Below are 13638 nucleotides of genomic sequence, written 5' to 3' on the forward strand. Positions count from 1 at the left end.
ATTGACGGTGGTGACCGCGGCGCAGCCGGGGAGCGATGCCAAGCGCATCGCACAGATGGGGCTCAGCGAGGGCATGGTCGTGCAGGAGATCGGCTGGGACAGCGATGTAGACGAGGACCTGCGCAATGACGTGATGGATGCCATCGACGCGGACCTGGTCGAGGAGGCCCTCGAAGCCGTCGACATGGTTCTGCTGTGGTGGCGGGAGGACGACGGCGACGTCGTCGACGGGTTGGTGGATTCGCTGACCGACCTGGCCAGCGGTGGCATCATCTGGCTGCTCACCCCGAAGGTGGGACGCGAGGGCTACATCGACCCCGCCGACATTGCCGAGGGGGCGAAGACGGCCGGGCTTGCCCTGAGCAGCCCCGCGAACCTGTCGCAGGACTGGCAGGGCCACAAGTTCGTCCGCCCCAAGGGCGGCAAGAAGTAACGGCTCACGCCGTGATGTCGAACTCCTTGAGCTTCTTGCGGTCCCGCTTGCTGCCGGCCGCCTGGAGCGCGAGGAGTTCGGCGTAGATGCCGCCGGACCGCGCCAACTCCTCCGGGGTGCCGATCTCGTCGACACGGCCCTTGCGCAGCGTGACGATCCGGTCCACTGAGGCGATGGTGCTCAGCCGGTGCGCGATGATCACGCTGGTCCGGCCGTGCATCAGCCGGTCCAGCCCCTCCTGCACCAGGCGTTCGCTCTTGGAGTCCAGGGCGCTGGTCGCCTCGTCGAGCACCAGGATCGGGGCATCTTTCAGCATGGCCCGGGCCACGGCGATGCGCTGTTTCTGTCCGCCGGACAGCTTGAGGCCGCGCTCACCGATCAGGGTGTCGTAGCCCTCGTCGAAGCCCATGATGAAGTCGTGGGCATTGGCCTCCACGGCCGCAGCACGGATCTGCTCGTCGGTGGCCTGCGGGTTGGCGTAGGCGATGTTCTCGCGGATGGTGCCGCTGAACAGGCTCGCGTCCTGGAAGACGACGCCCACACTGCCGCGCAGCAGTTCGGTGGGGGTCTCGGTGATGGAATTGCCCGCCACACGCACCTGCCCATGGTCCAGCGGGTACAGGCCCAGCAGCAGGCTGACCAGGGTGGTCTTGCCGCCACCGGACTCTCCGACGAAGGCAACCCGCTCGCCCTGGGCGATGGCGAAGCTCACGTCGTGCAGCACCTCGTGGCCGTCCTCATAGCCGAAGCTTGCCTCCCGGAACTCGATCATCGGCTCGCCGTCGCCCAGCGGTCGCGGCTCGGCAACCACCGGAGCGGCCAGGGCCTCGCGCTCCTGCTCCTCGGCCATCACCGCGAAGTAGTCGCGGCTACCGGCGATGGCGCGCTGGGCGGTGTCCACCAGGTAGCTCATCATCATGGCGGGCTGCTTGGCGAGGCTGACCAGCTGGATCAGCAGCACCATCACGCCCACCGTGAAGGCGCCCTGCATGGTGCGCACGAAGATCAGGGCGTGGATCCCGAAGAAGATCACGTTCATGGCCCCACGGCGGGCGGCATCCATCGCGTGCCAGTAGCGCGACTGCTGCCTGGTGAGACCCACCGTGGCGTCGTAGTGCTGGCCGAAGCTGAGCAGTTCCCGCTTCTCCTGCACGAAGGACTTCACGACGCGGATCTGGCCGATCACCTCGGCGAAGCGGCCACCGGCGATGTCGACGTGGGTGTTCTTCTCCGCCTCCAGCTTCTGCCACTTCTTGCTGGTCAGGGTGGTCAGCCACATGTAGGTGGGGAAGATGACCAGCAACAGCAGGGAGATCCAGGGCGAGTACCAGGCAGTGATCACCAGAGAGGCGGCCAGGGTCAGCAGCATCGGGAAGAAGTTGTTGCTGAAGCTCTGCAGGAACTGGGTGGTCTCGGTGATGGAGCGCTGCAGACGGCTGATGATGGTGCCGGTCAGGGCAGTGTCGTAGTAGCGCTGGGGGAGGGTGAGCAGCTTGCGGAAGTAGCGTTGGCTGAGCCGGGCGCGCAGCCGGGCGGCCATCACGTCACCCAGGTAGCCGCCGATGTTGCTGATCACCGTGTTGGCCAGGTCCGCCGCCAGAAGTGCGACGGCCAGCCAGATCACCACGCCGATGCCGCGGCTGTTGCCCTGGAGACTGCCGACGACCTCGTCGGTGGCCGCCTTGATGATGAAGGGCGTGAGCAGCCCGGTGACGGCGGTCAGCACCGAGCAGACGATGATGCCGGTGTAGAACCAGCGCAGCTCCTTCACTGCGGCGAGGATCTGGACGAGACTGCGCACAACTGGCTCCTGGGGTGGGGGCGGGCGTCGCCGGGGCATTTCAACGACAGATCAGTCTACGCCCACGTTACGATGGGCGCCCGACGGCAGAAGGGACTCCGCCATGGCACGGGCACGAGAGCTGGACCGCAACGCACGCTGGGTGAACATCGGGATGATCTTTGCGATGGCGTGCACCATCGCCAGCCAGGCCTTGCAATTGAAGGGTGGGGTCACTTCGGTCTGGCCCCGCGTCGCCCTCATCGCGGCCTGCGCCGTCGTGCTGGTTGTCTTCGCCGTGCGGCTCCTTCGGGCAAGGAGAAATGACTATGTCTGAGACCCTCACCGTCGCACTGGCCCAGATCAGGGCTGGCAAGGATCCCGGCCAGAACCTGGAGCTGGTGCGCGAGCACACGGCCCGGGCCGCGGGGCTGGGGGCCCAGCTGGTGGTCTTCCCGGAGGCGACGATGGTGCGCTTCGGGCCGGACCCCCGCGAGGCGGCCGAGCAGTGGTCCGATCGCTGGCTCGCCGCGCTGCCGGAGATTGCCCGGGAGCACGGCGTCGTGCTCATGGTGGGGATCTTCGTGCCCAGCGCCGACGGCCGGGTCCGCAACCGCGTCGTGGTCACCGACGGCAGCGGCGTGGACGCCCACTATGACAAGGTGCACCTGTTCGACGCGATGGGCACTCGGGAGTCCGCACACACCGAGGCCGGGAACGGCTATGTCGTCGTCGACGCCCTGGGGACCCGGATTGGGCTGGCCACCTGTTACGACGTGCGCTTCGCGGAGCAGTTCGCGGCACTGGGACGGGAGGGGGCGGAGCTGGTCTGCCTGCCCACGGCCTGGGCCGACGGCCCGCGCAAGGCCGAGCAGTGGAATCTGTTGGTGCGTGCCCGCGCCATGGACGCCCAGGCCTGGGTGCTGGGGTGTGACCAGGCCTTCGACCCCGACGCCAGGCTGAGCTTCGGGGTGGGGCGCTCACTGGTGTCGGGGCCGCTCGGTGAGGTCATCGCCGAGGCCGGTGCCGACGAGGATGTCCTCGTCGCGCAGATCGATCTGGACGAGGTGCGCCGCGTCCGGCGCGATGTCCCCGTCCTGTCTGGCAAGGAGATGGCATGAGGCTCACCACGGTCGAGTCGCCCGAGACCCGCGACCACTTCGGCCCCAATCCGTGGGCGCCGGGCGAACGTCGCCTGACCTTCCACCTGACCCTGCAGGCGTCGCCAGAGGTCTACGACGCCGCGCTGCGCGTGCAGGACGTCCTGGAAGGGCAGGAGCACGTCCGTCCGGTGCCGCGGGCCTGGTTGCACCTGACCATGTCGAGCCTGGGCCGCGAGGACGCGGTGGACCGCGTGGACCTGGCCGATGTGGCGGACAGGGTCTTCGACCAGTGGCCTCGGTTCGCGGGTGAGCGCATCGTCTACGAGCAGCTGCTCATCGCCGACGAGTCCGTGATGCTCATGGCCCGCGATGACCAGTGGCTGCAGGACCTCGCCGAGGTGCAGCGACGCGCGGTGGACGGCCTGCTGGGCGAACGGCCGTGGCGACGTCTGCAGCCGCACACCTCGCTGGCCTACCTCAACGGTCCGGTTCCGGTTGCCGGCCTGGCCGAGCGGCTCGCCCCGGCGGCCGCCAGCCTTCCGGAGGTCATCGCGGGGCCGCCCGTGCTCACGCTGATGTCGCTGTCGCGTGAGACGGGTGACTACACCTGGCAGGTGCTGCGCGACGAGGGGCCGGTGGGCTGAGGCTCAGCGCTTCGTCGGGGCCGCCGCGGGTGTGGGGCCCTTGGTGGCAGGATCTGCATCGGGTGCCAGTTCGGTGGGCACCACGACGAGCTCCTTGTCCCACCGGGGATCGCTGAGCAGCGCAGCCACCTGCTGCTGCGTCAGCAGATGTCCCGGCCGAGTGACCTTGTGCTCGAGGGCACCCTGCTGGCCGAACCAGATGACGCGCTGGTCGGGGCGTTGCAGGTAGCTCCACATGCCCTGCCCCGCCTTCTCCGTGTCGATCGAGGTGGCCATCGTGGCCGCGCCGACCTTGGTTGTGACGCACCCCGCCTGGCGGCAGCTGGCTGCCGAATAGGGATGCCAGCGCACGTCATCCATGCCAATCGCTGCCCACGATGTGCCCTTGACGTCGGTCACCTCCATGCTGAGCGCCTGGATCTCCTGGGAGTAGGTGTACTTGATCGACTTGCCGGGCAGATGGCTGGCGACGATGGCCTTCATGCCGGGTGTGGCGGGGATCGGCCGCCCCGGATCGGGGACGCTGGCTGGCAACGGGGTCTGACTCGTGACGGGCAGCGGGCTGGGCTGCGCGGCCACGTCGACCTGCTCCCGCGGGATGGCCGACCAGCCCAGGCCCACCGTCGCGACGGCGGCAGCCGTGATTCCGGCGCCTGCGACGAGGCGACGTCGCTGCACGGTGCGCCGGCCAGTGGCCAGGGCACCGGTGACAAGTTCGTCCTCGAACCAGAGGGGGGAGTCGAGGTGGTCGGCAAGGGCGGACAGGATGGGGTCCTTGTGCGTGTTCATGGTGTGTCCTTCGACGTCAGGGGATGGTGGTGAGGGCGGGGCTGGTGCGCAGGCTGGCCAGGGCACGGCTGGACGTGGTGCGAACCCAACCTTCGGAACGGCCGAACATGCCTGCCACCTGCTTTACCGGTAGGTCATCGATGTAGCGAGCCACCACGAGCGCCCGCAGATCGGGTTCGAGTTGGACCAGGGCCCGTGCCAGGTCGAGTCGCAGCTCCGTGTCATCGACGGGGCCGCCGGCCTCGGGCAGCGCTTCACTGGGAAGTTCGCCGGATGACCGTCGCCGAGAGTGGTCAATCGCCAGCCGGTAGAGGATCGTGAACGCGTAACCGCGCGGATTGTCCTGTGTGCGTACCCGTCGGAAGTTGACGTACAGCTTGGTCAGGGTCTCCTGCGTGAGGTCCTCGGCGAGCTGTGGGTTGCGGGTGATCAGCAGGGCCCGTCTGTACAGGCCGGCGGCGATCTGTCCTGCCAGCTCGCAGAATTCCGCGTCGCGGTTCATGCGCACCTCCTTTGCCATCATGTCCGTGTGTGCCCTGTACTACGCACGGGCCGCCGGATTCGTCACAGATCGGTTTGCAAGACTGGGGACATGACCGGATACCTCGCTTCCCCCGACCGCTATGACCAGATGCCCTACCGCGGCTGTGGGAAGTGGGGCCTCAAGCTGCCCGTGCTGAGCCTGGGCCTGTGGCACAACTTCGGTGACCTGACGACGGGCGATACCCAGCGTGCCATCGTGCGTCGCGCCTTCGACGCCGGCATCACCCACATCGACCTGGCCAACAACTACGGCCCGCCCTATGGCCAGGCCGAGCTGAACTTCGGCCGGCTCTTCGCCGATGACCTCAAGCCCTACCGCGACGAGCTCATCATCTCCACCAAGGCCGGCTACGACATGTGGCCCGGCCCCTACGGCCAGGGCGGCGGCACCCGCAAGTACCTGCTGGCCAGCCTGGACCAGTCGCTGGAGCGGATGGGCCTGGACTACGTCGACATCTTCTACAGCCACCGCTTCGACGCGGACACGCCGCTGGAGGAGACGATGATGGCCCTGGACCAGGCGGTCCGCAGCGGCAAGGCCCTCTATGTCGGCATCTCCTCCTACAGCCCGGAGCAGACGGCCCAGGCCAACACGATCGCCCGGGAGCTGGGTACCCCGCTGCTGATCCACCAGCCCAGGTACTCCATGCTCGACCGTTGGGTGGAGGACGGCCTGGTCGATGAGTGCGAGCAGCAGGGGATGGGCATCATCGCCTTCAGCGCAATGAATCAGGGCATCCTCACCGATCGTTACCTGGACGGCATCCCGGCGGACTCGCGGGCGGCACGGGTGGACAAGCTCGCCGGCCAGCTGGACCGGGCCACGCTGGACAAGGTCCGAGGCCTGGACGAGATGGCCAAGGAACGTGGCCAGAAGTTGGCCCAGATGGCCCTTGCCTGGGTGCTGCGTGACGAGCGGGTCACCTCGACGCTGGTCAGCGCCAGCTCCCTGGCCCAGCTGGAGGACAACCTCAAGACCCTGGACAACCTGGCCTTCGAGGACGCAGAACTGGCCAGGGTCGACGAGATCCTGGCCAGTTCATAGGCAAGGGGGACGACCCCCCTTGAACCCCCGGGCACTCGCGCGCACCGCCGCTCGCAGGCTCGCGGCTGCGCTCGTGTGAGGAACCTCAGCCGCCGACGTGCAGCTGGGGCCGCCAGCGTTCCTCGGGCTGGGTACGACGGATGATCTCGTGCACCAGCGGGGGAGTATCCCCCTCTCCGGTGACCAGGAAGCGCAGTGCGCTCTGCACCGGCCCCTTCTCCGACCACTCGAAGTAGCAGTGCGGCGGCTCATTGGTGCGTGAGTTCACGTCCAGCAGGACGGCGGCCAGCACATTGGGCACCGCCGTGCCCTTGGCCCGCAGGATCCTGTGCCGGCCCACGACGGAGGAGGTCACCTCAACCGGTGCCTCGAAGTCCGATGCGTCGGAGATGACGGCCTCCAGGAAGAGGGTGGCGGACTCGTTGGGGATGTGGTTGTCCAGACGAACCTCGAGGGCCTTGTAGTTGTACTCGTCCTCGTCGCCGCTCTCCCGCTTGTTGGCGATGAAGCGCACCGGGCACGGCTTGGCCTGGGCCTGGGCGATCGCGTCGTCGAGCATGGCGCGGGCGCCTTCGTCCCAGATCACGGCGTTGACGCGCAGTTCAAGACTGCGATTGGTGCGGGACCAGATGGAGACCACCATGATGGCCGCCACGAACATCAGCGAGATCCACAGCCCACCGGGGTGGGTCAGCACGTTCTGGACGAAGGTGTAGATGAAGATGGCGCTGATCAGGCTGAAGTAGCAGCCCGGCAGCCAGTGCTTGCGTCGCAGTTCGGTGAGGGCGACGGCCACGGCAGCAGAAGTCATCAGGGCCAGCACACCGGTGGCGTAGGCCGCGGCCTGGTCGTCGACGCTGGCCTTGAAGATGATCGTGACGACGGCGGCGATTCCCCAGATCACCACGACCAGGGGGCGCACGGCCTTGGCCCAGTCGGGGGCCATGCCGAAGCGGGGCAGGTAGCGGGGCACCACGTTGAGCAGACCGGCCATCGCCGAGGCGCCCGCGAACCACAGGATCAGGATGGTGGAGACGTCATAGGCGGTGCCGAAGCCCTCGCCGAGGAATTCGTGCGCGAGGTAGGCCAGGGCACGGCCATTGGCCTCGCCTCCGGGCTGGAACTCGGCGGGCGGGATCAGCAGGGTGGTGGCCAGCGAGGAGCCGATCAGCAGGACGCTCATCATGAGTGCGGCGGTGGCCAGGAGCTTCTTCGCATTGCGGATCCGGCCGGCGGGGTTGCCGCGGGTGTCCGTGGCGTCCCCCTTGACCTGCGGCATGACGAGCACGCCCGTCTCGAAGCCGGACAGGCCCAGCGCCAGGGCGGGGAAGACGAGCATGGCCGCGCCGAAGACGCCCAGCCAGTTGCCGTTCTGCGCGACGGCGTGCTCACTCCACTGCGAGATCAGCGATGCGTGGCGGAAGACCTCCATCAGGCCGCGGACGATCACGACGATCGACAGGCCCAGGTAGGCCACCACCAGCACGACGGCGACGCCGATCGCCTCGCTGAAGCCCTTGAGGAAGACCGCGGCAAGCAGGGTGAGCAACAGCAGGGTGATGATCACCTGCTTGCCCTCCAGCGACTCCTTCAGCAGGGGGTTCTCCACCATGTGTGCCGTGGCATCGGCTGCCGACAGGGTCATGGTGAAGATGAATCCGGTGGCGATGAAGCCGATCAGTCCCAGCACCAGCATCTTGCTGGGCCAGTAGCTGAGCAGTTTGGCCAACATGGACAGCGAGCCGTCGCCATTGGGGCTCTCCTTGGCGACGCGGCGGTACATGGGGAGCGCCCCGAAGAGCGTGATGAGCACCAGGACCAGGGTCGCGACGGGAGCGAGGATGCCGGCCGAGACGGCGGCGATGCCGGGCTGGTAGCCCAGGGTGGAGAAGTAGTCGACGCCCGTGAGGCACATCACGGCGTACCACGGCTTCACATGGTGTTGGCTGACGGCCTCGTCGGGATTCTCGTAGGGGCCCTGGGCGTCGGTCTCGTCCCGCTCGAGGAACCATCGGCTGAAGCGCGACTGCGTCTTGTGCGCACGCGCACCAGTTGCTGAACTCACTGCACAAGGGTAGGGCCAGCGCATCGGCTGGGATGACACGGCCCTTGGGCTTCTTCTGGGCCTCTCAGCGAGGGCGGTTGTGGGCGCAGAGGGACTCGAACCCCCGACATCTTCCTTGTAAGGGAAGCGCTCTAACCAACTGAGCTATGCGCCCGGGTGCTGCGGACCATTGTGGCAGGCCGCAGCGGCAGTGCAAGCCAAGGACTCAGGACAGGGCGGTCTTGACCATGCCGGAGATGGTCTTGCCGTCGGAGCGTCCCTCGGTACGTGCGGTGACGGCCTTGATGATCTGTCCCATCTGTCGCATGGTCGGCTTCTCGCCGTCGGTGCTGGCGGCGGCCACCTCCTCGTCGACCAGGGCCTGCACCTCGTCCGTCGTGAGCGGCGTGGGCAGGTACTTGGCGAGGAAGTCGGCCTCGGAGGCCTCCTTGGTGGCCAGGTCCTCGCGGCCCCCGGCTCGGTATGCCTCGGCGGAGTCCTTGCGCTTGTTGACCTCCTTGGTGACCACGGTGGTCTCCTCGGCGTCGGTCAGCTCGCGTGCGACGTTGCCGGCCACCTCCTCGGTGTGGATGGCGGCCAGTGCCATGCGAATGTTGCTCTTCGCGGCATCGTCCTTGGCCTTCATGGCGGTCACCAGATCGGTCTTCAGCTGGTCCTTCAGGGCTCCCACGAGCATTCCTTTCGTCTGTCAGTCACAGTCTTTCATGTTCCGGCACGGACAAGGAGGTAGACTCCGGCGACGTGGCTCTTCCTGATCTTTCCGACACCCTCACGACCCTCGAGACTTCACTGAAGTCGATCGAGGCGGTCATCGACCCCGACGCCAAGAAGGCCGAGATCCGGGACCTGGAGGAGCAGGTGGGCGCGCCCGACCTGTGGGATGACCAGGCCAATGCGCAGCGGGTCACCTCCCGCCTCTCCAGGCTGCAGGCCGACGTGGAGCGCGTCGAGGACCTGCGCACCCGTCTGGACGACGTCCAGTTGATGCTTGAGATGGCTGCCGAGGAGTCCGACGCCGAGGCGGCGACGGAGGCGCAGTCCGAGCTGGCCAAGCTCAAGACGGACATCGAGGCGCTGGAGGTCCGGACCCTGCTCTCCGGCGAGTACGACGAGCGCGACGCGGTCGTCACCATCCGCGCCGGTGCCGGCGGTGTCGACGCCGCAGACTTCGCCGAGATGCTGCTGCGGATGTACACCCGATGGGCCGAGCGACACGGCTATGCCGTGACGCTGATGGACACGTCCTATGCGGAGGAGGCGGGCCTCAAGTCCTGCACCTTCGAGGTGAGCGCCCCCTTCGCCTACGGCACGCTGAGCGTGGAGAGCGGCACCCACCGTCTGGTGCGGATCAGCCCCTTCGACAACCAGGGCCGTCGCCAGACCTCCTTTGCCGCCGTGGAGGTGATCCCGCTGATCGAGGACACCGACCACATCGACATCCCCGAGTCCGAGATCCGCGTCGACGTCTTCCGCTCCAGCGGTCCCGGTGGTCAGTCGGTCAACACCACCGACTCGGCGGTGCGCCTGACGCACATCCCCACCGGTGTCGTGGTCTCGATGCAGAACGAGAAGTCCCAGATCCAGAACCGTGCCGCCGCGATGCGCGTCCTGCAGTCCCGTCTGCTGCTGCTCAAGCAGCACGAGGAGGAGGCCAAGAAGAAGGAACTGGCCGGTGATGTGAAGGCCAGCTGGGGAGACCAGATGCGCTCCTATGTCCTCAACCCGTACCAGATGGTCAAGGACCTGCGCACGAACTTCGAGGTGGGCAATCCTGAGGCGGTCTTCGACGGAGAGATCGACGGCTTCATCGATGCCGGCATTCGCTGGCGCATGAAGGATCCCGACGAGATCTGAGGACATGCCCCGATCGGGTATGACGAGCGGTTGAACTTCTGCCGCCCGAGGTGTGTCACGCCGCTCGTCGTCGCGATCGACCCCTAGACTCCTTTGCGGCCGTCCTGAGAATTCTCAGACCTTCCCCAAGACGCGGCCGAGGACAATCGTGATCACCTTCGATGACGTCACCAAGATCTACGACGGCCAGAGCAAGCCAGCCCTGCGCAATGTCAACGTCCAGATCGACAAGGGCGAGTTCGTCTTTCTCGTGGGCCAGTCCGGCTCCGGCAAGTCCACCTTCATGCGCCTGGTGCTGCGCGAGTACCGTCCCACCACCGGAACGATCCACGTGGCGGGCAAGGACCTCGGGCGGCTGCGCAGCTGGAAGGTCCCGGCACTGCGGCGCCAGATCGGCACCGTCTTCCAGGACTTCCGGCTCCTGCCCGGCAAGAATGTGCACGAGAACGTCGCCTTCGCACTGCAGGTCATCGGCAAGCCGAATGCGGAGATCAAGCAGCTCGTCCCCGAGACCCTGGAGATGGTGGGCCTGACCGGCAAGGGGCATCGCCTGCCGGAGGAGCTGTCCGGTGGTGAGCAGCAGCGCGTCGCCATTGCCCGCGCCTTCGTCAACCGGCCACAGATCCTGATCGCCGACGAGCCCACGGGCAACCTGGACCCCACCACCAGCGTCGGGATCATGAAGCTCCTGGACCGGATCAACAAGACCGGCACCACCGTGATCATGGCCACCCATGACTCCACCATCGTCGACCAGATGCGTCGCCGTGTGATCGAGCTCGACGCCGGCAATGTCGTCCGAGACCAGACCAAGGGTGTCTACGGCACCGCGTGAGCGGCCCCGGACACCTGGAAGGAAGAAGTCAATGCGTCACACATTCCGCGAGACCTGGTCCGGCCTTCGCCGCAACCTGTCCATGACCATCGCCGTGATCGTCACCATGTGGGTCAGCCTCAGCCTCTTCGGGGCCGGCCTGATGACCATGCAGCAGGTGGACCTGATCAAGGGCAAGTGGTACGACAAGATCGAGATCAGCGTCTTCATGTGCGTGAAGGACTCCAAGGGCGGGATGTGTGAGCCCGGCAAGGACATCACGCAGGCCCAGCGCGACGTGGTCAAGCAGCGCCTGGAGGCCAACCCGGAGGTGGCCACCGTCTTCTACGAGAGCAAGCAGGAGGCCTATCAGGAGTTCAAGAAGACCTTCTCGGACTCGCCGATCGTGGAGTCCCTGACCGTGGACCAGATGCAGGACTCCTTCCGGATCAAGCTGAAGGACCCCGCTCAGTATGCCGGGGTGGTGGACGAGGCCAAGGTCCTGCCCGGCGTACAGAATGTCCAGGACCTGCACACGGTGCTGGACCCGCTGTTCAGCTGGCTCAATGCCCTGAAGTGGGCGACGATCGGGATGAGCGTGCTGCTGCTGTTGGCTGCGGCACTGCAGATCGGCAACACCATCCGGATGGCTGCCTTCAGCCGACGTCGCGAGCTGGGCATCATGCGGCTGGTCGGTGCCTCGAACGCCTACATCATGCTGCCCTTCCTTTTGGAGAGCCTGGTGGCGGGCGTGATCGGGGCCTCCCTGGCGTGCGGAACGCTGGCCTTCGGCTACTGGTCCATCATCGTCAAGAACGCTGAAGTCTCCATCAAGGCTTTACGTTGGATCACGTGGCACCACGCGGGACTGGCCATGGTTGGGGTTGCACTAGTTGGGATCGCGCTGTCTATCATTCCCACGCTGTTCGCAACTAGGAAATACCTGAGAGTCTGAGTGCCTTCGCATTCAGCAACGGGTGTTGGAAGAGGTAGACGCGTGATCATCGACACCAAGGACGGCGCTCCGGGCGCTCTCATGCCGGGCGCTCGTCGTGCCCCGCGTCTTGCCATGGCCGCGGTGACGGTCCTCGCGCTCGGTCTGGGGGGCACCCCTGCGGCCCATGCCGACGACCTCACTGACAAGCGCGACCGGATCAACGCCCAACTGGCGGACACCCGGGCCAATGTCGACGAGTTCTCCAGCGAGCTCAACAAGGCGGCCAGCCAACTGCAGGCCTCCGAGGCCAAGCTCTCCCAGGCACGCACGGCCCTCGCCGCCGCGCAGCAGCAGCGCACCGCCGCGCAGGCCGAGGACACCCGGTTGGCCGCCGCCTTGCAGGAGGCCCGCAAGAAGCTTGCGCAGGCCAAGCAGGCCGTTGCCGACAACCAGAAGCGCGTCGACGCCGAGGCCCGGCTCATCGGTGCCAGCGTCCGCGAGACGCACCAGCAGAACACCGAGCTGATGGGCATCGCCGCCTTCGTCACCGATGTGAAGACCGGCGACGTCAACGAGTCGATGCAGTGGTCCTCCACCATCTTCAATGCCACCCAGGCCCAGATGGACCGCCTCCAGTCGCTCCAGATGCAGCTCGAGGCCGCCAAGCAGGCCCAGACCAAGGCAGAGCAGGAGGTGGCCTCGCAGCGTGAGGCCGCCGCGAACCAGCTGGCCACCACCCGTGCCGCGGAGTCCGAGGCGGACCGGGCAGCTGCCTCGGTCGCCAGCCTGTTCAGCGCGAATGCAAGCGCCAAGGCCTCCGCCGAGGACAAGGTGGCCGCCGAGAAGCAGCGCGAGGCAGACCTGGCGGGGGAGTCGAGCGCCGTCCAGCAGCGCATCGCCGCCCGCATTGCCGCGCAGAAGGCCGCGGCCGCCAAGGCAGCCGCCGAGGCCCGTGCCCGTCAGGCCGCCGCGGAACGCGCCCGTATTGCCGCGCAGCGTGCCGCACGCGAGGCCGCCGAGGCCGCCAGCCGTCGTCAGGCCGATGCCGCGGCCAAGCAGCGCGCCGCCGATCGAGCCCAGGCCAGTGCGCGTCGGGCCGCCACGGCCGCCCGGGTCGAGGCCCCGGCGGCAGAGAGTGTCTCCAGCCCCGCAGTGTCCTCCGGTGGCAATGGCTTCATCTCGCCGGTCAGCGGGCCGCTGACCTCGCCCTATGGCATGCGGCTGCACCCGGTGCTGCACTACTGGAAGCTGCACGACGGCATGGACTTCGGCGCTGGTTGTGGCGCTCCCATCCGGGCACCCCAGTCCGGTGTCGTCACCGAGGCCCACTACAACGCTGGCTATGGCAACCGCCTGCTGATCGACCATGGCAGTGTCGGTGGCAGCTACGTCACCACCGCCTACAACCACGCGACGCACTATGTGGTCGGGGTGGGGGAGCACGTCAGTCAGGGCGAGGTGATCGGTTACGTCGGAACCACGGGTTACTCGACGGGCTGTCACCTGCACCTGATGGTCTGGCGCAATGGGCAGATGGTGAACCCGGCAACCATCTTCTGAGCCAGCCGGCAAGAATTCGATCGATCCCGTACTGCCCTGCGAGCTAGGGTGGTGCGGGATCGGCCCTATTC

At 67.0% G+C, this 13638-nt stretch carries 14 protein-coding genes and 1 tRNA gene; 9 read left to right on the forward strand and 6 right to left on the reverse strand.

Going from position 1 to position 13638, the window contains the following annotated elements:
• Nucleotides 1-55 precede the first annotated feature (55 nt).
• Nucleotides 56-433: a DUF3052 domain-containing protein gene (locus tag EDD41_RS16195; protein ID WP_245995781.1), complete on the forward strand. Its 378-nt coding sequence runs from the start codon at nt 56-58 to the stop codon at nt 431-433.
• Between the two features lie 4 nt (nt 434-437).
• On the opposite strand, the gene EDD41_RS16200 is transcribed toward EDD41_RS16195, so the two are convergent.
• A complete protein-coding gene (locus tag EDD41_RS16200; RefSeq protein ID WP_211336683.1) occupies nt 438-2234 on the reverse strand; it encodes an ABC transporter ATP-binding protein in 1797 nt (598 codons plus the stop codon).
• A gap of 103 nt (nt 2235-2337) precedes the next feature.
• Here EDD41_RS16200 and EDD41_RS16205 point away from each other — a divergent pair, with 103 nt between their 5' ends.
• Genes EDD41_RS16205 through EDD41_RS16215 form a run of 3 tightly spaced genes read left to right on the forward strand, consistent with a single transcriptional unit; the run spans nt 2338 to nt 3960 of the window.
• Complete coding sequence (locus EDD41_RS16205) at nt 2338-2550, forward strand: hypothetical protein (protein WP_123576674.1); 213 nt, start codon at nt 2338-2340, stop codon at nt 2548-2550.
• Nucleotides 2543-3334: a nitrilase-related carbon-nitrogen hydrolase gene (locus EDD41_RS16210; RefSeq protein ID WP_123576676.1), complete on the forward strand. Its 792-nt coding sequence runs from the start codon at nt 2543-2545 to the stop codon at nt 3332-3334. Before EDD41_RS16205 ends, EDD41_RS16210 begins: the two co-directional genes overlap by 8 nt.
• Nucleotides 3331-3960 carry a hypothetical protein gene (locus EDD41_RS16215; RefSeq protein ID WP_123576678.1) on the forward strand — a complete coding sequence of 210 codons (630 nt, stop codon included), beginning with the start codon at nt 3331-3333 and terminating at the stop codon, nt 3958-3960. The genes EDD41_RS16210 and EDD41_RS16215 overlap by 4 nt, the downstream gene beginning before the upstream one ends.
• Before the next feature lie 3 nt (nt 3961-3963).
• On the opposite strand, the gene EDD41_RS16220 is transcribed toward EDD41_RS16215, so the two are convergent.
• Together EDD41_RS16220 and EDD41_RS16225 are read right to left on the reverse strand one after the other, a co-directional pair.
• The gene (locus EDD41_RS16220) at nt 3964-4749 is read right to left on the reverse strand and encodes a hypothetical protein (protein WP_123576679.1); all 786 of its coding nucleotides are present in this window, start codon (nt 4747-4749) and stop codon (nt 3964-3966) included.
• A gap of 16 nt (nt 4750-4765) precedes the next feature.
• Entirely contained in the window at nt 4766-5251 is a 486-nt protein-coding gene (locus EDD41_RS16225) for a SigE family RNA polymerase sigma factor (protein WP_123576681.1), read from the reverse strand.
• Between the two features lie 90 nt (nt 5252-5341).
• On the opposite strand from EDD41_RS16225, the gene mgrA reads away from it, so the two are divergent.
• Complete coding sequence (gene mgrA, locus EDD41_RS16230; RefSeq protein ID WP_123576683.1) at nt 5342-6337, forward strand: L-glyceraldehyde 3-phosphate reductase; 996 nt, start codon at nt 5342-5344, stop codon at nt 6335-6337.
• Nucleotides 6338-6422: 85 nt separating this feature from the next.
• On the opposite strand, the gene EDD41_RS16235 is transcribed toward mgrA, so the two are convergent.
• The 3 genes from EDD41_RS16235 to EDD41_RS16245 all read right to left on the reverse strand — a co-directional run bounded on the left by EDD41_RS16235 (nt 6423) and on the right by EDD41_RS16245 (nt 9078).
• Nucleotides 6423-8402 (reverse strand): APC family permease, encoded by a 1980-nt coding sequence (locus EDD41_RS16235; protein WP_094764936.1) that lies wholly within the window; start codon nt 8400-8402, stop codon nt 6423-6425.
• An 80-nt stretch (nt 8403-8482) separates the two neighbouring features.
• A tRNA-Val gene (locus EDD41_RS16240) sits at nt 8483-8556 on the reverse strand.
• A 51-nt stretch (nt 8557-8607) separates the two neighbouring features.
• A complete protein-coding gene (locus tag EDD41_RS16245; protein ID WP_094764937.1) occupies nt 8608-9078 on the reverse strand; it encodes a GatB/YqeY domain-containing protein in 471 nt (156 codons plus the stop codon).
• A gap of 65 nt (nt 9079-9143) precedes the next feature.
• On the opposite strand from EDD41_RS16245, the gene prfB reads away from it, so the two are divergent.
• The 4 genes from prfB to EDD41_RS16265 all read left to right on the forward strand — a co-directional run bounded on the left by prfB (nt 9144) and on the right by EDD41_RS16265 (nt 13567).
• Nucleotides 9144-10256: a peptide chain release factor 2 gene (gene prfB / locus EDD41_RS16250; RefSeq protein ID WP_094764938.1), complete on the forward strand. Its 1113-nt coding sequence runs from the start codon at nt 9144-9146 to the stop codon at nt 10254-10256.
• 148 nt (nt 10257-10404) lie between these two features.
• Nucleotides 10405-11091 (forward strand): cell division ATP-binding protein FtsE, encoded by a 687-nt coding sequence (gene ftsE, locus EDD41_RS16255; protein WP_094764939.1) that lies wholly within the window; start codon nt 10405-10407, stop codon nt 11089-11091.
• A 31-nt stretch (nt 11092-11122) separates the two neighbouring features.
• Entirely contained in the window at nt 11123-12025 is a 903-nt protein-coding gene (gene ftsX / locus EDD41_RS16260; RefSeq protein WP_211336684.1) for a permease-like cell division protein FtsX, read from the forward strand.
• A gap of 42 nt (nt 12026-12067) precedes the next feature.
• Nucleotides 12068-13567 (forward strand): M23 family metallopeptidase, encoded by a 1500-nt coding sequence (locus EDD41_RS16265; RefSeq protein WP_123576685.1) that lies wholly within the window; start codon nt 12068-12070, stop codon nt 13565-13567.
• Nucleotides 13568-13638: the final 71 nt, after the last annotated feature.

This window comes from Luteococcus japonicus (assembly GCF_003752415.1).
Taxonomy (GTDB): Bacteria; Actinomycetota; Actinomycetes; order Propionibacteriales; family Propionibacteriaceae; genus Luteococcus; species Luteococcus japonicus.